This window comes from Candidatus Alkanophaga liquidiphilum, assembly GCF_053996935.1.
In genome coordinates this window covers 1-18,927 of the sequence record NZ_JBMXYC010000063.1, presented here as the reverse complement: position 1 = coordinate 18,927, position 18,927 = coordinate 1, and the positions used below count along the sequence as shown (strand labels likewise).

The following is an 18,927-nucleotide window of genomic DNA, read 5'->3' as shown; positions in this document are numbered from 1 at the left end:
CCGTGTGTTCCTCGAAAGCACCTTCCACTCCCCCATCCCGCGGTTCTGGCGCCGCTGCCTGAAGACCAAACGTGTGATGTCGAGCGTGTGCTCGCCCTCGGAGTCGTCGCTCAAAAACGTCGACAGCGGCATCGGATTCGGATACTGCCCGAGCGTCCAGTATATGGCGGTGCCACCGTTCAACCAGTCGAACATAAAGCTTTGAGTCCTATTTTTCCTTCCTCCTATCCGGTGGGCGAGGTAACTTTTCTCCCTTGGATGCTTGTTGAGCCACTCGACGTGTCCTAATAACACCTCCTCATCACATTGAAGTAAAATACGAACATCCTGCAGAACCTATTCCAGCATTCTAAAGCTCTTCTCCTCCTTAAACTTCCAAATTTTTTCTCTCTCTTCCTGAAATTAACAGCGAGCTGAAGAATATTTTAGCTCTCTGCTTGAAGGAGCTAAAGACGGATTCAACCAAACTCCTCTCTCCAAAAGTTTCATGTCTGAATCTGACGCCTAAACGCTGCAAGGCATCTCTATACAATGGTCCCCCTCTGTCCAAAATCAGCTCTTCAACCTCGCATATCTTCAAAACTTAAGGAATAGGCAGTTAGAGCGTTTCTTGCAGGATAAACTTTCAAATGGACAATCTTGTTCCTCTCAACGTCCGAAGCTGCAAAAGCATTTTCTGCCATTATACTTCAGAATTGTTTCATCAACATCACCGATGTCCAAAATGCGATTTCCGCTGTCTGCTTTAATGGCGGAGAACCCCTTTCTGCTCTCGCTTTGCATAAGAAAGTTTATCATAATGTCAAGGGCAGGCTCAACGCCCAGATGACTTGCACCGCCATCAGGCTCACGGCAGGGGCTTATGTCGCTGCGAAACATAATACTCATAAGATAACTAAACCCTTCAGGTTTAAAAAACCTCATGCGCTCTTCCTCGTCGGGAAGCGGGGGAGGGATGCTGACTTCCGAAAGGATGGTAAACTCAGCATCTGAACAGTTGGAGGAAGAAAGAAGCTTGGTTATACAATTCCTGACTATTTCAAGCAGTATTTTGAGAAGGCTGTCCGTGTTGATAGCATCAATGTTAAGGTCAAGAGGGGCAAGCTCATCGGCTATGTCAGCCTTAAGATTGAAGCTGAGGAAGCTAAGCCCATTCATCCGGTTGCGTTGATCTGAATGAAACGAATGCCGTTGTAGCCGTCAATCCTGATAATGATGTTTTGTTTATTACTGGTTTGAGTAGAAGAATCCAGAATAAGCGTGCCTCTAAGACAATAAAACGCCTTCAGAGGAGGCTTGCCCAGCACAAGGCAGCGGGTAAGAACACACGTTCTGTTGTCAGAACCCTCAAACGGCTGCAGGGCAAGCGTGCAAGGAGAACAAGGGATTTCTGCCACACAGCGACTAAAAGATTGGTTGAATGGGTACCGGAGAACTCCGTGATTGTCTTTGAAAGACTTAATTTCAAGCAAGGGAAACAAGGGAGCAAGGCTTGGAATCGTAGATTTCATCCATGGCAAGGGGGATGATTGTTAGATTCGTGAGTTACAAAGTGCAAGGGAAGGGCGGCGGCGACTTCGTTGACGCAAAGGGAACATCGGTAACATGCAGCCGGTGCGGTCTCCGAGGCGGCATCCGCAAACGCCACTCCTTCTATTGCCCGAGCTGCGGTTTCAGCCTGCATGCGGACACCAACGCCGCCTTCAACATTCGCAACCGCTATACCGTCCTCCGGGACGGTGGGGAGCTGTCAACCTCCCCCGAAGCCTCTCCGGGAGGCAAGCCCTCCTACTTGTAGGTGGGTAATTGACATGGCTTTTATCCGTCACCGTTTTAATTTAGAGGGATGGATGGGGGACTGCTGACATTAACCATATTTTGCGTCGGCTACGTCGCACAGCTCACCTATGGGACGCTGGGTATAGGCTTCGGTGTCTTCTCTGCGTCGCTCTTGATATTCTTAGGATTTTATCCAGCGACAGTCTCTGCGAGCGTGCACGTCGCTAAGGTTTTTGTTAGTCTCATCTCCGGCGGCTCGCACCTCCGCCTCGGAAACGTCCAGCGTGAGCTTGCAACGCCGCTCTCGATATTTGGCATGTTCGGCGGCATTTGCGGGGCGTGCTTGCTCTCTTACATTTCAGGGGCGCTCGTTCGACCTGCCGTCGCCGCTCTCCTCCTCCTCATCGGCGTGCGAATAATATTAAGGTTCGCACGCACGCCCCGCCGGACGAACAACAGCCCAGCGTCTCGCTACGGACTATCGTTCCGTCGAGCGTCGCTACTGGGTTTTGTTGCCGCCTTCGTGGACGGGGTCGGCGGTGGCGGCTGGGGTCCGATAGCGACGGCGAGTATGATGCTTTCCGACGTCGAACCTCGGAAAGCCGTCGGCTCCGTGAACCTTGCCGGCTTTTTTGTCTCAGTCGTGATATCTCTTACGTTCCTTCTGACCTTAGGCGCTCAAGGCTTCCCGTGGCAGGTCATCGTCGCCCTTCTTGCAGGCGGCGCCCTTGCAGCGCCGCTCGCCGCGCTCCTCTGCAAAAAGCTTCCTCACCGAACTTTAGGGACGCTGGTGGGCGTGGCGCTCGTCGGAGTTAATATGAAAACAATTCTTCCTTACTTGCTTTAGTCATTCCACTTTCAATATCTTCCCAGAATAGCCGTATTTCTCAAGAAGTTGCCTTGCAATACTGATGCAGCTTGCAGCGTTGTGATGAGTTTCGATATACATCCCATTTGATAATCTCCTCGGCGCCCTGAAAGGGTCACCATATCTATGTTTTGGTTCTATGTTTATTAGATATCGTCTATATGCACGACCAATGTTAAAGGGGCAGTCGTTTCTTTTCAACTTCCCTCTTCTAATAAGCCATTCTGCAGTATTTATCAAAACTTCTTTTGCAGTTTTGATTTCGAAGTTCTCACTGCCAATTTTCATCCTCCTCGGGCGCCCAATTTCTGGCATTATAAGCTCTGAAGATGTCGGCTCTGGAAGCGGCTCTTTCTCGATGAGCTCACTGATTTTTTCCTTTAAAAAATCTTCAATCTCTGTGCGCTCAAATTCATAATCAGGGTAGCCCTCTCTTATTAACCCTTCAAAGACGGGGATTAACCCTCTAATTAACTCTGAAGGTTCATTCACCAGTGACTGCCAAATTTCGTCCAATATTTGAAGCTTCTTTATGAGATTTTCTATGTCCTCGATACTCTCCTTAGAAATAGTCTTTAGTCTCCTTATGTTCGCCGATAGTTCATCACTCTCAATGTCTGTTTTCCAAACTATTCGCTCTGTAATTGTGGTGCCTTCTTGGAATGCTCTGAAAAGAATCCAGACAACTCCGTTCGTCAGGACGCCGTATTTCATTCCTTCGCTGAAGCAGTATTTCGCTAATTGGCGAATAGCTTCCCTCTGCTCCACATCCACAGACAGTTTCTTCGCCTCGATGAACAGACCTTTTTCTCATTTTTCATAAGGGTGTAGTCAGGGATGCCCTCATCGGTAGAGACGTTCGGCAGCACTTCCTCCGGGCTCTCTGGGTCCCAGCCCAAGCCCCGTAGTATTGGATTTATAATTTGGTCCCGCACTGCCATCTCGTTTTGTTCGTAAAAGCGGCGGTAATTTCTCATTCGCTCAACAGCCATTTTTAACGTGGCTTCAAGCATCTCTGCCTTCACGCCTACAGCCGTCAAATTTTACTCATTCCGGAAAAAGCTTCCTCGCCTTGCGCACGAGGGCGTTCGAGACGAGTCTCGTGATGTCGTAGGCGTCGTCGACGGGCATGCCCGCCTCTAAGGCTTTTTTGTCGAAAAGGACTTTGATGCCGTCACTGACGAGTGCGAAATAAATATGGAAATATGGGAGCGGCTTCATCACTATGCTCCATTCTGCGTTTCCCAAAGCTACGAGCTCCCCTTCGAGAGCCTCGGCGAGCTTCTCAGCCTGCTCTTTGGAGAGGCGGCAGAGCTCCTTCGTCCGCTCCCGCATCTCGTTCTCGAACTTCTCAGCAACGAACTGCCCGCCCTCGATTGCGTTTATTGTTATCAGAGCGCTCTCGTTTACCCGTCTCATTTTAGCCTCGCATACTTATCGCATTCCCTCAGCACGCTACTTGCGGGCGCCGAACTCCTTAGTGGCTTCGACCATCGCTTTTACGTTTTCCAGCGGCGTCGTGAGGAAGAGGTCCGAGCCCGGACTCACAAGTTCGATGCCCCTTTCTATCAAATTCTTCACGTAGCTTTTCACCTGCTCAGGCGTGCCCTTCGCAAGCATGCCAATCGTCGGGATGTCGCCAGCGAGCGCCATGAAATGCTGCGGACGCACCTCCTCCAAATCTTTTTTCGCCTTGACGATGTCGGTCTTCTCGTCCACGGTTATTATCTTCGCGCCGAGCTCTGCGCAGTCCTTTATTATCGGACCGGCGGTCCCGGACATCGTCATGGCGTTCGCTCCCGACTTGTCGAAGATTTCCTTGAGCCTCGGCTTTACAATGTCTCGGAACTGTGCCGGTGCAAGGTTGTCGCAACCCGCGCCGTCTTCCGCTATGGAAACGATGTCGGCACCGGCTTCGAAGAGAAGCTTCGCTTCCTCGATGGTCATCCGCTTGTAAACGTCGTAAAACTCTTTCACGACATCTGGTTTCGTCACCACCAGCATCAGGAATTGCACGGTGTCCATGATGTAGCCTGCGAGTATCGTGAACGGTCCGCCAACCCGTGCGCACACAGGAATCTCGCCATAATACTCGTCGTGCAGCCTTTTCACTGCCTCTAATATCATAGGCATCCTGCCGGCGCTCGCCACGTCCTCAGGAATTACTGCCTCTAAATCTGCGGGCGTATCCAGCTTCCGCCCGCTCATCGTTACGCCTTTAACTTTTATCGTTGGCCAGATATACTTGCCACGAGCAGCTTGTTTCTCCCTGAAGTCCGGCATCAAGCCGAGCATCTCAGCCTCTACCACCGCATCAAAGCCCACTGTTGCACTCTCTAAGCCTGTGAGCTCGTGCACGGTCTTTATGACTTTCACCATGCCCTCCGTGGTCTTAAGGGCATCTATCCATTTCACTCCTGCCTTTTCTAACGCCTCAACCGTGAAAATTCCCGTATATGGGGAGCAAGGCACCCTATCAAGCTCGTCGAGCTTCCCTTTCAGAACCAATTGCATCCGCTCATACGGGTTCATTCTAACCCCCCACGAAAATACGCCCCCTCCTTACTTATACCTTTTGTTTTCGACTTTCAAGTTTTGTTGCAGCGACCAAAACGCATAAAAACCAAAATGCTACATGCGTGAACGTGGAGCTACAAGCAGTCATCCTTGCTGCGGGCGAAGGGACGAGGATGCGTCCGCTCACGCACACGAGGCCGAAAGTCATGTTGCCAATTGCAAACAAGCCTATCCTTGAACATTTGCTCCTCGAACTCAGAAAAGCTGGAATAGACGATGTCGTTCTTGTCGTTGGTTATCATGATGAAAAAGTGCGTGCTTATTTCGGCGACGGCGAGCGGCTCGGCATCCGGATAAGCTACGTGACGCAACGTCGGCAGCTTGGCACGGCGCATGCTCTGAAGGCGGCGGCGCACGTCCTCGGAGACCGTTTCTTAATGCTCAACGGCGACGTCATTCTAAAGAGCGAGGACATTCAGAAGTTTGTGTCCATGGCGCACGAGGGTGCACTTGCGCTGGGAGTCAAGGAGGTTGAGCGCCCTGAGGATTACGGCATTGTGCTCGTCGAGGACGGGCATGTCGTGGAGATTTTCGAGAAGGCTGAGCGCCCGCCGACAAACCTCGCAAACGTCGGCATTTACTCGTTCACGAGCGAGACGCTTGAGGCAGTTGAGAGGACTGAGCTCTCGCCGAGGGGCGAGTTTGAAATAACAGACACCCTACGGCTTTTAATTAGGGAAGGGGCGAGCGTGCTGGCAGTTGCTGTTGACTACTGGCTGGACGTCAGTTACCCTTGGGACTTACTTAACGCTAATGAAGAGATCTTAAAAGGCATGAGGGGCGAGGTGCTCGGTGAGGTGGAAGATAACGTCACGCTGAGGGGTGAAGTGTTCATAGGTGAAGGCACTATCGTGCGCAACGGCTCTTACATAGTTGGACCGGTGGTGATAGGCAAGAACTGCGAGATAGGACCGAACTGCTACATCCGCCCGCATACGGCGATAGGCGACTGCTGCCACGTCGGCAGCTCTGTAGAAATAAAGAATTCGATAATCATGAGGAGTTCAAAAGTGCCGCATCACAACTACGTCGGCGATTCAGTAATCGGCGAGGACTGCAACCTCGGAGCCGGCACGAAAGTCGCAAACCTCCGCCTTAACAACGCCCACATCAAGATACATGTGAAGGGTAAGCCAATAGATACGGGGCGTCGGAAGTTCGGCGCAATCATCGGGGACAACGTCAAAACCGGCATAAACGTATCTATAAATGTTGGGACGCTCATTGGAAATAACGTGAGAATCGGTCCGGGGACGACCGTCGGCGGGATTATAGAGCCGAACTCCGTAATCTTTTAGCTGAGGAAATGATAAAACAAGCAATAATCCTTGCGGCGGGGGAGGGGCAGAGGTTGCGCCCTTTCACAGCGGCGAAGCCGAAGGTTATGCTCCCTGTTGCGAACAAGCCGATATTAGAATACGTAGTGCGGGCGCTGGCGGAGAATAACATCAGAGACGTCATTCTCATCATCGGCTACCGCAAGGATAAGGTCATGAACCATTTTGGCAACGGGCGAGACTTCGGCGTTCGCATAAGATACGTGGAGCAGCGTCAGCAACTCGGCACGGCGCACGCTTTGAAGCAGGCTGAAAGCCTCGCCGCTGAGGAGTTTCTCGTGATTTCAGGCGACAACATCGTAGATGAGTCCACGGTCGCAGCGGCGTTAGCCGCAGAAAAAAATTCCCTACTTTACAAGCAGCACCCCGAAGCCTCTAAATATGGAGTTATCGAAATAGAGAGCTTAGAAGCGCCAGAGGGTGGCGCAAGAGTTAGGAAGATAATTGAAAAGCCTAAAGACGGCGCTGAGAGCGCCCTTGTGAACATTGGCATCTACGTCTTCGACAGAAGTATTTTCGACGAGATTGGCGAGAAAACCGACATAACGGACGTTCTTAATGAATTTGTCGAGCGTGGCGGCACGCTGCGGGCTCACGAAGCCAAGGGGGCGTGGCTCGACGTAGTTTATCCTTGGGACATTCTGAGCGTGAATGACGTGGCGCTGCGGCTAAGCGTCACCGGGCGGACGCTGGCGGGGCGGATAGAAAGAAACATCATGATAAGAGGGGACGTGGAAATAGGCGAGGGCAGCGTCATAAGAGCTAACTCCTACATCGTCGGGCCGGTAATAATCGGCAAGAACTGCGAGATAGGACCGAACGTCTGCATATTCCCGGCAACGAGCATCGGGAACAATGTGAGCATCGAAGCGTTCACGCTCGTGCGGAACAGCGTCATAATGGATGATGTGAGCATCGGGGCAGGCTGCTCGATAAAGAACTCCATAATAGACCGGGGCTGCAGCATCGGCGACCGTTTTTCAACGCAGAGCGGGCGGGGAGACGTGAAAATAAATGGCGAGCACCATTCCGTGGAGGCGGGGGCGATGCTTGGCGAGCGCTGCGTCATCGGCGACAATGTCGTAACGAAGCCTTGCACCATTCTCGGAAATAACGTGAGAGTCGGCGACGTGAAGGTGGCAGGAGGCATCATCCCCGATAACAGCCTCGTGTGGTGAGATGTGCGGGATTGTGGGCTATATAGGCAAGAGGAGTGCGCAGCCCATAATACTCGGGGCGTTGAAACGCCTTGAGTATCGTGGTTACGACTCTTGTGGTTTCGCAGTGCTGAGTAATGGCAAAATAGAAGTTTTCAAGGAGCGTGGCAGCATAGATGAGCTCGAAAAGGCTTTAAGCGGCGTGAACGTCGGCGGAACCGTAGGCGTCGGGCACACGAGATGGGCAACGCACGGTGAGCCTTCGAGGCGGAACGCTCACCCGCATACCGACTGCAAGGGCGACATCGCCGTCGTCCACAACGGCATCATCGAGAACTTCCAGCACCTCAGAGAGACGCTTGCGGCGGAGGGGCATGTTTTCCGCTCGGACACGGACACCGAGGTCGTTGCGCATTTGGTGGAGAGGTATTACAATGGCAATTTAGAGGAGGCTGTGAGAAGGGCTTTACATGAGGTAAAAGGCTCTTACGCGCTTGCGATTTTACATAAGGCGGATGAGAAGATAGTAGCCGCACGTAGCAGGAGTCCCTTGGTGCTGGGCGTGGGCGACAGCGAGTTTTTCGTGGCGTCGGACGTGCCTGCGCTGCTTGAGCACACGAATCGTGTGGTTCACTTGGAGGACGGCGACTTGGTAATCATCACGAGAGGGGGCTTCCGGATAGAAAACGGCGGCAACGTCGTTCCAAGGAAAATGGAGACGGTGCTTTGGAGCATTGAGGATGCTGAGAGAGGGGGTTATGAGCATTTCATGCTGAAAGAGATACACGAGACGCCGAGGGTTATAGAGAACACGCTGGCGACGCACTTGCGTGACGGCGTCCTTGGTGGCGTAGATTTAGATTTGGACGTGCCCCAATCCTCTGAAATCTTGATGGTGGCATGCGGCACGTCGTTCCACGCAGCGCTCGTCGGCAAATATGTCATCGAAGAGCTTGCGAGCGTTCCCGTTAGGGTGGAGCTGGCGTCGGAATTCAACTATGCAACGACGCCCTTAAGCAGAGAGACGCTCGTCGTCGGGATAACGCAGTCCGGGGAGACCGCAGACACGCTTTCTGCGCTGAAAAGAGCGAAAGCGGCGGGTTGCGCAACGCTCGCCATCACGAACGTCCTCGGCAGTAGCGTCACGAGACTCGCAGATAGGATTATTTACACGAGAGCCGGACCCGAAATTTGCGTCGCTGCCACAAAGACGTTCACTGCGCAATTAATAACCCTTTACCTGCTTGCGTTGCACTTTTCGAGCATTGAGCTTGCGGAGAGGCAGAAAATGCTTAAGGAGCTGCGACGGCTCCCGACGGCAGTGCAGAGGGTTTTGGATGCTGAAGACGAGATAAAAGAAGTTTCAGGGCGTATCACAAGTTACGAAAACGTGTTTTTTATAGGTCGTGGCATAAGCTTTCCCGTGGCTTTGGAGGGTGCGCTCAAGCTCAAAGAGATTTCCTATATTCACGCGGAGGGCTACGCTGCCGGCGAGTTGAAGCACGGTCCTTTTGCGTTATTGACTGAGGAGACGCCGGTCGTTGCAGTCGTGGCGCCGGACCGCACCTATGATATTATGCTCAACAACATAAAAGAAGTGAAGGCGCGTAAGCCGCCTGTAATTGCCGTTGCCGACGAGCATGACGAGGAAATAGAGAAATACGTAGATTTTGTGATAAGAACGTCGCATGTCGAGCCAATATTCTCGGCGATCACGAACTCGGTGGCGTTGCAGCTTCTTGCGTATTATGCAGCGAGGGAGAGAGGCTGCGAGATAGATAAGCCGAGAAACCTCGCTAAGAGCGTTACTGTTGAGTGATTTAGGTCATAGTTAAGCACCTTCGCAGCCAAGGATGTCAGTAGTCAGTTTATTTCCCAGGGCGGCGGACTAAATATAATGGACGAGGATTACGTGGCGAGATGTGCGGCGCTCGCTTTGCTTTTGGAAGTGTCGGCGTCGCCGAAGCCCGGCAACGTGGACCGCCACCACGACTTCGCAGACACGAAATACGAGCATTTTTTAGCGTCGGCGGTCGCCGCTTACCCTGTTTTCAGGACGGCAGCCGCAGATGGCGTCCGCTGGGCACAAGAGCGCCGAAAATGTCGAGTTGGCAAACTCATAAGGGCGGCAGTCGAGGAGAGCATGCGCTGGCAGAGCGGTGGGAACACGCACTTCGGCTCGTTCATGCTCTTAATCCCGCTGGCAGCAGCAGCGGGCGCAAGCTCTGACGCTAGCTCCTTAAAAGCGAGAAGCGAGGAGATAATGCAGCGAACGACTGTCGAGGACGCCATCGAGCTTTATAAAGCGTTCCCGAGGGCAAGGGTCAAGGTTCGTAGCGTCGGGTGGTTGGATGTGCTCGACCCGCGCTCCCAAGACGAGATAAGAAGGAGAGAGCTGACGCTTTACGACGTTCTGAAGATTTCAGCGGGTTACGACGCAATTTCGAGGGAGCTGACAGGCGGTTTCAAGCTAACGTTCAAGTATGCTGAAATCATAAAAGAGAAAACTATGCAGGCGGGCTTGAACGCCGCGATCGTGCGTGCGTATTTGGAGATGCTTTCCGCCGAGCCTGATACGTTCGTCGCGATGAAGTTTGGGGAAGCAGCTGCAACAGGAGTCTCAAAGCGGGCGAGACTACTCTTAGCTGCGGGATGTAGCGACGAAGAGCTGCAACGGTTCGACGAGGAGCTTCTTCGAGCGAGGATAAACCCGGGCGCAACTGCCGACATCACAGCAGCGGCAATTTTTGTTGCGCTGCTCAGCGGGCTGCGGGTTTGAGCTTTAAGCGTGCAGTGGCTCCCCGCTGCGGACGCAAACTTTTTATATTCTACACTTAAACCAGTAGAGCGGGGGTGTGCCCGAGGGCGGCGGCATCATGGTTACTTTTGCGGAAATATTTAAGATTTTCAAGGAAGAGGAAGAATATCTCAGCGTATGGGCGATATGGACAGCATACACGATTTTCTTGGGCATCGCTGTGAGTCTTTGCGTGATTGTATTTTATATGACGCTCGTCGCATTTTCAGCATTGATTTTGGGCGGCGTCGCCTGCTATCAGCCGCCGATGCCGGAGCATGAGCCGCACATCTTTCATCTCCCTGAAATATTGCACGTGGACCCGTTAAGTTTTCCGGGAATCTTATTGCTTGCGTTGATACCGGCGTTAGGCGGGCTAATATGCGGCGTTGTGAAGTTCGGGTGGCTGCGGAGCGAGGATGCCGAGGTTCACGAGACCGATGCGTTTATAGAGGGGTTTCATGATAAAAAGGGAGTGCTCAGTGGGAGTAGTGGTCTCGTAAGAGCGATTTCCTCGGTGTTCACCATCGGGACGGGCGGCAGCGCCGGGCGTGAGGGCCCGAGTGCGTTCATTGGGGCGACAGTCGGCTCGCTCGTCGGCAGAGCCTTAGGGCTCAACGAGAAGTCACGGCGGCGGCTCGTGGCGTGCGGCGCCTCCGCAGGAATCGCAGCGGTCTTTAAATCGCCGCTCGGCGGTGCATTTTTCGGCGTCGAGATGCTATATAAGAAGGATTCTGAGCTGGAGACGCTCGCCCCAGCGGTGGTTTCGGCGCTCACCGCTTACGTCGTTTCTTGTTTTTTCTTCGGCTGGGGTCCGATTTACGGCGTGCCGGAATACGATGTAGCTGCCGCCCTTCGCCCCATATCGCTGCTGTGCTTCGTGTTACTCGGCGTGATTTGCGCCCCGTTGGTTGTTCTTTTTCCAAAAATTATGGAGCTTTTCACGGAGATTTTTAGGCGATTAAGGCTGCCGCTCAAGCTGAAGCCGGCGGCGGGCGGGCTGCTGCATGGCTGCTTCTTCCTGCTCGTTGTGACGCCGTTCCTTCTGCTTCACAGGCGTGAGGACGCCATTGTAGTCGCCAGCGGGCTTCTCGGCGGCGGTTACGGCTTTATACAATTAGCATTCTACGGCAAGGTCGTCTTTTCGGTCCTTATCATAATAGCGTTTGCAAAGATGGTGAGCACCGCACTCACGCTCGGCTCAGGCGGCAGCGGTGGGCTCTTCATACCGTCGTTAGCAATCGGCGCGGCGCTCGGCGGCGCCTTCGGCGAGGCGTTGCACATCCTCATGCCTCAAACCATAACGCAGCCCGCGGTTTTCGCGCTGATAGGCGCGGCGGCGCTCCTCGGCGGTGCCGCAAACACCCCGCTCACCGCCATATTTGTAGTCTGCGAGATTTCGGGCAGCTACGCACTCTTAGCACCGGCGATACTCGCAACGATAACCGTTTACACGCTCACGAGCAAGTGGACGATATATCCAAAACAATACGAGACGAGGCGGGACTCGCCGGCGCATCGTCGTGAGTTTTGCGTGGACATTCTCGAAGACCTTTACGTCAGAGACGCATACACGAGGAATGTCGTGACGCTCCCGGCGGATGTAACAATCGAAGAGGCACTTAACGTAGTCAGAAGCACCGGACACATAGGCTATCCCGTCGTGCGTGACGGCGCCCTCGTCGGCATGGTGACGCTGAAGGATTTGGAGAGGGTGCCTGAAGAGGAGAGGATGAGAAAAATGGTGGAGGAGATCGCTACGAAGAACCTCGTGGTGACGCATCCCGAGGAGTCTTTGGAGGATGCGATGCATAAAATGGCGACGAGCGGCGTCGGGCGGCTGCCAGTTGTGGATAAGGACAACCGCAAGAAGCTCATCGGCATCCTGACGATGTACGACATCGTGCGCGCGCACGAGCGGGCGCTGCACTTCAGGTTGGAGTAGTGGCGGCGCTGCTAATACACGTGCAAGCGCCGTGAGGCACTTCACACCGACACCAACGTCGTCAAGCCCGGTCAAGCCTTTTTCTTTGCGTTCTTCTTGTTTTTCTTCTTCCTGCTGTTCTTCCGCCTCTTTGAAACCTCGTAGATTATGAGGAGCGTGGCGATGGTGATGGACGTGAAGAAGCCGGGTGGCGTCTTCCTGCCGCCTTCGGAGCTCTTTGCCGTGACGTTTTCAGCTTCGGCCAGACTCCCAGGTGTCGGCGTCTCCTCGACATGAACTGGGGCGTAGGCTGCTGCTTCAGCAGGCGGCGGCGTTGGCACTTGTGCAGGTAGCGGTGTCCATTTGACTGCTATGGGATTCACCTCGGCACGCACTTTTAGATACTCTCTTGATGGCATCCAGCGCTCATATGCTTCCCTCGGGTCGAGCACGAGGTATATCCCGCCGTCGTCGTCACTTATTTTCGTATAGGGGTCTTTGTAGCCAGTTTTGATGGTGATGTAACGATACATGCTTTCGAAGTCATCGTGGCGGCGTGCCATGCCGACGATGATTATGATATCGCCCTCCTTGAGAGCTAAGCCGAAAACATCATCGATGAAGATGCCGCCGTGCTGGTAATCGTAGTGCCAGCGGTTGCCGACATAAAGCATTGCGTGTCTAATAGTGCTGGAGTCGTTGGGCATCGCTGCTGAGCCATCGGCGGCGTCGGGGTCTTCCAGCTCGATGCGGTATTCGTTGAGGTTGCCCTGAGTCGAGCGGGGGTTAATTTTCTTGATTTTTGCTCGCAGCGTGACATATTCGTAGGCGTAGGCGTCGCTGCTCACGAACTGCTCGAACGTCATCACATGCTTGCTCGGCGGGATTGCGGCGGCGCCGAGTGCGAAGACCTCCTCGCCGTCATCTACGCCGTCGTCGTCAGTGTCAGGGTCATTGGGGTTTGTAATGAAACCGTCCAAACCGGGCGTTGTCTCTTCAAGGTCTGAAAGCCAGTCGTCGTCGGTATCCCATTTCCTTGGGTTTGTATCGTAAATGAAAATCTCATCGCCGTCGAGAAGCCCGTCGTGGTCGGTATCTGGGTCTATCGGCGATGTTTTGTTCAAAATCTCGGCGCTGTCGTTCAGCCTGTCATTGTCAACATCAGGGTCAAGCGGGTTCAGCCGCCATGGATACATATCCCGCAGGTCCTTTATCTTCTGGATGACGACGCTCAAATCCTTTTCATAAGGATAAATCTCCCGAAGCTGCGTCTCGTTGTGCAGGTCTATATACCAAACGATTTCTTCAAGGTCGGTTAAGCCGTCGCCGTCAGTGTCCATTGTGAAATTGAACTTCTTCTCCTCGCCACTCCTTTCTTTTTCTAAGGGACCATAAAGTGGGTTGGGGTTCGTGACGAAGCCGAACATCCCGGTGATTTCAGCACGGTTGCTAATGCCGTCGCCATCGGTGTCCTTGCTCAGCGGGTCGAATTCGAGCAGGTATTCGACGACGTTCGGGAGTCCATTGTCGTTGTAGTCGAGATATGCGTCGCCGGGGTCGTTCGGGTTAAGCCCGTATTTGAGCTCCCAGCCGTCGGGCATCCCATCATGGTCGGAGTCAACAGTGACGGAAGGCTCGCTGGCATGGCTTACGGTAAAGAAGGCGAGCAGCATGATGACGACAAAGAGCGCTTGCAATGCTGGGCGCCAATTTTTCTTAACCTTCTTCATACCCTCCTCCCTCCTTCAACTTCGTCCTCATGATTAATTTAGATGACGATTCCCATCACATTTTTTGCAGCGTGCGCATGAAACTATCCAAGAGTCTCAAAAGCTCTGAGACCGCATTTCCAATGTTACCGGCAGCGCTTTCCGGCACCGAATTCACGAGAGTGTCAAGTAGCATCATGAGCTTTGAGGTAATGGAGGCGAGCGCTAAAGACACGGACGGCGGCACTTTTATCTTTATCGTTACTGAGTGCGTAGGGCCGTCAATCGTGCCGTTCTTAAACGTTGCGACCACGAGAGTATATTCGCCGGGCGTCAGTGGATTTTTCACGTTGCGGAGCGTGAGCACACATTTGACCTTTGCCGGTATGCTTTCGGCGGTTCTTAGCGAGAGCGTGCGGTTCGCAGCGTCCACGCACACTTTGTCAAACGTGCAGCATATCGCTCTTTCCAAGCACACTTTTGAAACGTTAAAGCCTTCAGGGAAGGTTATGTTCACGACGCCGCCTTTTTCCAGCGGGTTTACCGTCTTGAACATTAGTTTAAGGGTCGTGCAGTCGCCAGCGGCGTTGCTTTCCAACGAAGCTTTAACGTAGCTGAGTTCGGCGGCTGCCGCCGTTGCTACGAGCGAGGTTGCTACGGCTATAGTCGTAACGATAGCTATTACGGCGGTTGCGGGCGTCCTTCTCGTTCTGACTTTCCCTTCTGCCATCATATCACTTCAAATCGTCCTAAGGGCATCTATGAATGAGTCTAAGAGTTCGATGAACACTTGCAAGATGTCGCCGAGGGCGCCGGCGGTGTCTGTGGGTATTGCTCTGAGCATGGCGTCGAGGAGCTCCACGAGGCGGTAAGCGATGGAGCGCATGCGCAGCGTCACCTCCGACGGCACCGTAATCGAGAAATAAGCGGAAGTGATGCTTTCGGCGAGCGTGCCATTCGCATACGTCGTGTTAAGTGTGAGCGTGTATTCGTCGGGCATGAGTGTGTTCTTGATGTTGTTCAGCGTGATTTTGTAGCGTGTCTTCGAGGGCATGTCCGCAAGGATGTCAAGGACGACGGTCTGCCCGATTACCGAATCCAACGAGACTTCGCACGGTGAGCATGGGCCGACGCTGACGTTAGTAAGCGAAAAGCCCGCAGGGAAGGTGATGTTGATGTGCCCGCCTTTCTTTACGGGTTTAAACGTCGTGAAGTTAATCCTATAGATTGTAAGTGCGCCTGCGAGATTATCGGCGGGCGTGACGTTCAAACCTAACCACCCGTCGCAGGGCGCCGGCGAGACGATTTCAAACGGTGCGGAATAGGTGTCGTCGGCATCGGTGGTGGTGTGCATGATGATATTGTAGGTGCCGGCGGGGATGAGAGGGTTTTTGATATTGTTGAGTTCGACGTAGCAGTGCTCGCTCTCGTTGATTTGCTCTTCGACGTGGAGGCGGACGGTGTTTCCGACGAGGGCAGCAAGCGTGATGTTGTGCGATGTTGCGCCGAGACTGAGTGGCGGCAGCGAAAGCTCGAACTCCGGCGGGAACTCCACGTATATGTTGTTACATGCGCTCAGCGCCGTCGTGAGCGTGAAATTAATGCGGTGCGTAGTATTGGCGCCGGCGGTATAATCGTCAAGACGGTCAATGACGCCCCGTAGATAAGAAGCTTGAGCCGTTGATATGAGCAGCATAGCTAATAAAAAAGAGAGGATGAACACGGTTACGCATTCTTTTCCGTTTCCACATCTGCTCGGCACCGTCATACTACCGCCCCGCTAACTACTACGGCAACGCTTTTATGAAGGTTTCTATAAGCTCTGCGATTTGGGTGATGATGGCGGCGGCGCTCGCTGCGACGTCGGCGGGGAGCGACTTGAAGAAGACGTCGGTGAGCCTGATGATGTTAGAGGTAATCGAGGCGGAGGCGGTGCTAACGTAAGACGAGACAATTATCTCAAAAGGCACGGAATAAGCGTGGTCGATGGTTACGAATGAGGAGTTGAGCGTGGTGACGAGCGTGGTGAACGTTCCGGCTCTCGAAGGGTTTTTAATGTTCGCAAGCTCGACAGTGCATACCATGGAAGCAGGAATGTCTTCTAAGACTTTAAGGGTGACGTTTCTTGCGGAGGCGTTCACCATCTCAATAACAACGTCGCAGCCGTCGTAAGAGGCGAGCGTGACGTTCAGCAGGGAAAAGCCTGTTGCGAAAGTGATGTTGATGAAGCCACCTTTCTCCACAGGATTTATTGTTTCCCAAGAAATGGCGTGCGTCGTCGTCTTCCCGGCGGTGTTGTCCTCAGGCACATCGTAAACCATTCTAAGAAACGACGCTGAGGCACAACCAGTTATCATGACGAGCAGCAATGCTATTATCAGTAATTCCGACGCAGCTTTTGTGCGCACGTCCTCATCGTTCTCGTCCCTCCTTCCAAGCGTTTTGACTCCCTCCTGCGTCCCCGTGTAACATGGCTTAGCATCTGATTTTAAATGTAAGATAATAAAAGAATTTTGAAGGTTTCAAGTTTTTTAACAGTAGCCCTATGGATTCAGCGCCGCCTACCCTTAAATAGGACGCAAACTTCAATCCCCATATAAACAACCACGAAAGCATCTGGAACTCCTCTTTTTGTTAAAAAAAAGGAGTTAAGAGGTTTTTGGTTGGGCACCCCTCAGCCCAGCAAGCTCAGCTCAGCCGCTCGCCGCCTTCAGGTTACGGTAGCGCATTGACGAGGTCCTCGACGATGTCCACGACCTCCGCGAGGACGTCCGCGAGGTCAGCACCGATGTCAGTGCCGGCGAGCGCGGTCACGAACGTGTCTGCAATGTACACGACATCACCCACAATGTTGCCGAGCGTGCTGCCCACGTATGACGGCTTGGTTATCTCGACGTAGGCTATACCTGTCTCAGTGTTGTTGTCCCAAGATATCGTAACCGGATAGGTGCCAGCAGCATCTGGGTTCTTGATTCCAGCCACCAGAACCGTCACCTGCTCTTGGCAGGACACGTGGTCCTTGGCTGCGAGAGTTATGGTGTCTGTTGAGGGGTCAACATCATATAGGTAGAACTTGTCACTCTCCGCAATTATTATGGTCGTCAAGGCAGGGTCGACCTGCGTGCCGGGCATGTTACTGAAGTCTATAACAACCCAGTTTCCTTTGTCGAGTGCGTTGCATGCGGCGCTCATCATCGTAATGTGGTAAGCAGTGTATTGGGCTTCGATGTTATCGACGGGCGTGATGAGGCACCTCTGCATCGTGTGGTCGGCGGCGGCGGAGCCGAACATTGCGAAGACCGCGGCGAAGATGATGGCGACGAGCAACAGCGCCTTAACTTTCACGCTCCCTCACCTCCCTTCATTTTAATTATTTATCGTGGTATTCCACCACGGAAAAAGCTTCTCCGAGGTTATATATAAAATTTGCGCTCGCAGAAATGGCGTTTTAAGCTGAAAGGATTTATAGATTGTCCGTTTTGTATTTGGGGATGTCAGGAAAGTTTTTCCGGGGAGAATATAAAAAAGTTTTAAATGTTTAAAATTAATTTTCGTTGATGTTCAATAAGTTTTTCAGGAAATGGTGGCGTTTCCTGTGGAGCGTCATCGTCACGATATGGGCTGTCAGGGGGCAAAAACTTCAATGCCGAGGCGTTCGGCGTCGCTTTTCGCGGCGTCCTCGATGTAAGGCGAGACGAGCACGAGCTTGGGTTTCGCGCCCTTAACACGCTCGTAGAGCTTACCTTTTCTCAAAAGCATGGCGACATCGCTCCGCCGCACGTGCGATTTTATCTCGACGAGGATGTGCTCTTTGTCTTTAATGAGCAAGTCAACTTCGACCGTGGCGGGGAAACCGAAGACTAAGCCCTGCTCGTCGTAGTAGAGCCACTGCTCAACGTGTCCGCCGAAGTGCTTTTCGACGATGCCTTTCATCCCCTCCCGGAACGCTGCCTCCGACATAAGCCCCCACCTCGCGCCAAGAGCGTCGAGCCGCCGCTGGAACGTGCGGAAGTCCTCCCGCAGCGCCTTTATCTCGACTCCGTGCCGGTCGAGCCGCTCTAAGATCTCGTTGAATTTGCGGTCGTGCTCGGCGAGGTGCGCCTCGTGCCGGTCGAGCCGCTCTAAAATCTCGTTGAATTTGCGGTCGTGCTCGGCGGAGCGGCGACCGAGCTCCTCCAGCCTCTGCAGAATCTCATTGAACTTCCGGTCGTGCGTCTCGAGGCGTTCTAAGATGTCCCGATAGCCGAGCAGCCCGGCTACTGAAAGTCGGAATTCTCGGTCGCGCTCCAGCAATTCGAAGAGCTGCCGCTTCAACTCCGTGCTCATTTTCTCCTATTTTAATTCATCATAAAAGTAAATAAAGCCACGGGTGTGTCACTGACATCCTCACCGCCCTAAAGGGCGAAGGTTCCTACTCATACCAAGAGGGGCAGAGGGCGAGTCACCGCCCGGTTAATGACCCCCGCAGGGAGTCTCTCCCCCTGAGCGAGCCTTATATTTATACAACCTACTGCATCTCTATGGGCTTCCAGCCCGCATTTCATGCATTTGAACAGTCTGCCTCTCTTTGTTACGTGTTTTGAGCCGCCGCAGCGTGGACATTCGCTGCTTGTGCTGCCCCTTTCATCCGCCCTTCTCGTTCTTATTCCGTATTCTTCCGCCTTCTCGCTTATCCGCTTATATAGATAGCGAGGAGACCAGAAGTTATGAATCATGCATTTGCCTTCGGGTTGAACTTTGCATCATTTTTATTCCTCGCAGGTCGCCGCCACATACCAT

21 protein-coding genes are annotated in these 18,927 nt (G+C 53.1%); 8 read left to right on the top strand and 13 right to left on the bottom strand.

Annotated features, from left to right (window positions below; genetic code table 11):
- A partial coding sequence (locus tag ACXJJA_RS08295; protein WP_456487748.1) for a hypothetical protein occupies positions 1 to 294 on the bottom strand: 294 nt, incomplete at its 3' end.
- 354 nt (positions 295 to 648) lie between these two features.
- Positions 649 to 1,158 carry a hypothetical protein gene (locus ACXJJA_RS08290; RefSeq protein WP_456487747.1) on the bottom strand — a complete coding sequence of 170 codons (510 nt, stop codon included), beginning with the start codon at positions 1,156 to 1,158 and terminating at the stop codon, positions 649 to 651.
- A gap of 14 nt (positions 1,159 to 1,172) precedes the next feature.
- Here ACXJJA_RS08290 and ACXJJA_RS08285 point away from each other — a divergent pair, with 14 nt between their 5' ends.
- From ACXJJA_RS08285 to ACXJJA_RS08275, 3 genes are read left to right on the top strand one after another with little or no spacing between them, the layout of a single operon-like run.
- Positions 1,173 to 1,529 (top strand): transposase, encoded by a 357-nt coding sequence (locus ACXJJA_RS08285; protein ID WP_456487749.1) that lies wholly within the window; start codon positions 1,173 to 1,175, stop codon positions 1,527 to 1,529.
- A complete protein-coding gene (locus ACXJJA_RS08280) occupies positions 1,526 to 1,798 on the top strand; it encodes a zinc ribbon domain-containing protein (protein ID WP_456487746.1) in 273 nt (90 codons plus the stop codon). The genes ACXJJA_RS08285 and ACXJJA_RS08280 overlap by 4 nt, the downstream gene beginning before the upstream one ends.
- Before the next feature lie 48 nt (positions 1,799 to 1,846).
- A complete protein-coding gene (locus ACXJJA_RS08275; RefSeq protein WP_456487745.1) occupies positions 1,847 to 2,626 on the top strand; it encodes a sulfite exporter TauE/SafE family protein in 780 nt (259 codons plus the stop codon).
- Here the strand turns inward: ACXJJA_RS08275 and ACXJJA_RS08270 are convergent, their stop codons facing one another.
- From ACXJJA_RS08270 to ACXJJA_RS08255, 4 genes are read right to left on the bottom strand one after another with little or no spacing between them, the layout of a single operon-like run.
- On the bottom strand, positions 2,627 to 3,421 hold the full coding sequence (locus ACXJJA_RS08270; protein ID WP_456487744.1) for a hypothetical protein: 795 nt from the start codon (positions 3,419 to 3,421) through the stop codon (positions 2,627 to 2,629).
- Positions 3,385 to 3,687 carry a hypothetical protein gene (locus ACXJJA_RS08265; protein ID WP_456487743.1) on the bottom strand — a complete coding sequence of 101 codons (303 nt, stop codon included), beginning with the start codon at positions 3,685 to 3,687 and terminating at the stop codon, positions 3,385 to 3,387. The genes ACXJJA_RS08270 and ACXJJA_RS08265 overlap by 37 nt, the downstream gene beginning before the upstream one ends.
- A 7-nt stretch (positions 3,688 to 3,694) precedes the next feature.
- On the bottom strand, positions 3,695 to 4,066 hold the full coding sequence (locus tag ACXJJA_RS08260; protein ID WP_456487742.1) for a hypothetical protein: 372 nt from the start codon (positions 4,064 to 4,066) through the stop codon (positions 3,695 to 3,697).
- A 36-nt stretch (positions 4,067 to 4,102) separates the two neighbouring features.
- Positions 4,103 to 5,179 carry a uroporphyrinogen decarboxylase family protein gene (locus tag ACXJJA_RS08255; RefSeq protein WP_456487741.1) on the bottom strand — a complete coding sequence of 359 codons (1,077 nt, stop codon included), beginning with the start codon at positions 5,177 to 5,179 and terminating at the stop codon, positions 4,103 to 4,105.
- Positions 5,180 to 5,292: 113 nt separating this feature from the next.
- On the opposite strand from ACXJJA_RS08255, the gene glmU (ACXJJA_RS08250) reads away from it, so the two are divergent.
- From glmU (ACXJJA_RS08250) to ACXJJA_RS08230, 5 genes are all read left to right on the top strand, one after another.
- On the top strand, positions 5,293 to 6,522 hold the full coding sequence (glmU, locus tag ACXJJA_RS08250; protein ID WP_456487740.1) for a bifunctional sugar-1-phosphate nucleotidylyltransferase/acetyltransferase: 1,230 nt from the start codon (positions 5,293 to 5,295) through the stop codon (positions 6,520 to 6,522).
- Positions 6,523 to 6,530: 8 nt separating this feature from the next.
- Complete coding sequence (gene glmU / locus ACXJJA_RS08245) at positions 6,531 to 7,739, top strand: bifunctional sugar-1-phosphate nucleotidylyltransferase/acetyltransferase (RefSeq protein WP_456487739.1); 1,209 nt, start codon at positions 6,531 to 6,533, stop codon at positions 7,737 to 7,739.
- A 1-nt stretch (position 7,740) separates the two neighbouring features.
- Complete coding sequence (glmS, locus tag ACXJJA_RS08240) at positions 7,741 to 9,537, top strand: glutamine--fructose-6-phosphate transaminase (isomerizing) (RefSeq protein WP_456487738.1); 1,797 nt, start codon at positions 7,741 to 7,743, stop codon at positions 9,535 to 9,537.
- A gap of 78 nt (positions 9,538 to 9,615) precedes the next feature.
- Positions 9,616 to 10,497, top strand: a complete 882-nt coding sequence (locus ACXJJA_RS08235) for a triphosphoribosyl-dephospho-CoA synthase (RefSeq protein WP_456487737.1) — start codon at positions 9,616 to 9,618, stop codon at positions 10,495 to 10,497.
- Positions 10,498 to 10,573: 76 nt separating this feature from the next.
- A complete protein-coding gene (locus ACXJJA_RS08230; protein WP_456487736.1) occupies positions 10,574 to 12,460 on the top strand; it encodes a chloride channel protein in 1,887 nt (628 codons plus the stop codon).
- A 71-nt stretch (positions 12,461 to 12,531) separates the two neighbouring features.
- Here the strand turns inward: ACXJJA_RS08230 and ACXJJA_RS08225 are convergent, their stop codons facing one another.
- The 7 genes from ACXJJA_RS08225 to ACXJJA_RS08195 form a co-directional block, all read right to left on the bottom strand.
- On the bottom strand, positions 12,532 to 14,169 hold the full coding sequence (locus tag ACXJJA_RS08225) for a binary toxin-like calcium binding domain-containing protein (RefSeq protein WP_456487735.1): 1,638 nt from the start codon (positions 14,167 to 14,169) through the stop codon (positions 12,532 to 12,534).
- Positions 14,170 to 14,224: 55 nt separating this feature from the next.
- Complete coding sequence (locus ACXJJA_RS08220; protein WP_456487734.1) at positions 14,225 to 14,878, bottom strand: hypothetical protein; 654 nt, start codon at positions 14,876 to 14,878, stop codon at positions 14,225 to 14,227.
- A 9-nt stretch (positions 14,879 to 14,887) separates the two neighbouring features.
- A complete protein-coding gene (locus ACXJJA_RS08215; protein WP_456487733.1) occupies positions 14,888 to 15,916 on the bottom strand; it encodes a hypothetical protein in 1,029 nt (342 codons plus the stop codon).
- Positions 15,917 to 15,935: 19 nt separating this feature from the next.
- A complete protein-coding gene (locus ACXJJA_RS08210) occupies positions 15,936 to 16,556 on the bottom strand; it encodes a hypothetical protein (protein WP_456487732.1) in 621 nt (206 codons plus the stop codon).
- 307 nt (positions 16,557 to 16,863) lie between these two features.
- Positions 16,864 to 17,493 carry a hypothetical protein gene (locus ACXJJA_RS08205; RefSeq protein WP_456487731.1) on the bottom strand — a complete coding sequence of 210 codons (630 nt, stop codon included), beginning with the start codon at positions 17,491 to 17,493 and terminating at the stop codon, positions 16,864 to 16,866.
- Positions 17,494 to 17,772: 279 nt separating this feature from the next.
- Positions 17,773 to 18,474, bottom strand: coding sequence for a PD-(D/E)XK nuclease family protein (locus ACXJJA_RS08200; RefSeq protein WP_456487730.1), 702 nt, complete (start codon positions 18,472 to 18,474; stop codon positions 17,773 to 17,775).
- An 89-nt stretch (positions 18,475 to 18,563) separates the two neighbouring features.
- Positions 18,564 to 18,863 (bottom strand): zinc ribbon domain-containing protein, encoded by a 300-nt coding sequence (locus tag ACXJJA_RS08195; RefSeq protein ID WP_456487729.1) that lies wholly within the window; start codon positions 18,861 to 18,863, stop codon positions 18,564 to 18,566.
- Positions 18,864 to 18,927: the final 64 nt, after the last annotated feature.

Coding starts and splice junctions, on each gene's coding strand:
- ACXJJA_RS08290 (WP_456487747.1), bottom strand. CDS start 1,158: ATGAATGGGCTTAGCTTCCTCAGCTTCAATCTTAAGGCTGACATAGCC.
- ACXJJA_RS08280 (WP_456487746.1), top strand. CDS start 1,526: ATGATTGTTAGATTCGTGAGTTACAAAGTGCAAGGGAAGGGCGGCGGC.
- ACXJJA_RS08275 (WP_456487745.1), top strand. CDS start 1,847: ATGGATGGGGGACTGCTGACATTAACCATATTTTGCGTCGGCTACGTC.
- ACXJJA_RS08260 (WP_456487742.1), bottom strand. CDS start 4,066: ATGAGACGGGTAAACGAGAGCGCTCTGATAACAATAAACGCAATCGAG.
- ACXJJA_RS08255 (WP_456487741.1), bottom strand. CDS start 5,179: ATGAACCCGTATGAGCGGATGCAATTGGTTCTGAAAGGGAAGCTCGAC.
- glmU (WP_456487739.1), top strand. CDS start 6,531: ATGATAAAACAAGCAATAATCCTTGCGGCGGGGGAGGGGCAGAGGTTG.
- glmS (WP_456487738.1), top strand. CDS start 7,741: ATGTGCGGGATTGTGGGCTATATAGGCAAGAGGAGTGCGCAGCCCATA.
- ACXJJA_RS08235 (WP_456487737.1), top strand. CDS start 9,616: ATGGACGAGGATTACGTGGCGAGATGTGCGGCGCTCGCTTTGCTTTTG.
- ACXJJA_RS08225 (WP_456487735.1), bottom strand. CDS start 14,169: ATGAAGAAGGTTAAGAAAAATTGGCGCCCAGCATTGCAAGCGCTCTTT.
- ACXJJA_RS08220 (WP_456487734.1), bottom strand. CDS start 14,878: ATGGCAGAAGGGAAAGTCAGAACGAGAAGGACGCCCGCAACCGCCGTA.
- ACXJJA_RS08215 (WP_456487733.1), bottom strand. CDS start 15,916: ATGACGGTGCCGAGCAGATGTGGAAACGGAAAAGAATGCGTAACCGTG.
- ACXJJA_RS08200 (WP_456487730.1), bottom strand. CDS start 18,474: ATGAGCACGGAGTTGAAGCGGCAGCTCTTCGAATTGCTGGAGCGCGAC.
- ACXJJA_RS08195 (WP_456487729.1), bottom strand. CDS start 18,863: ATGATTCATAACTTCTGGTCTCCTCGCTATCTATATAAGCGGATAAGC.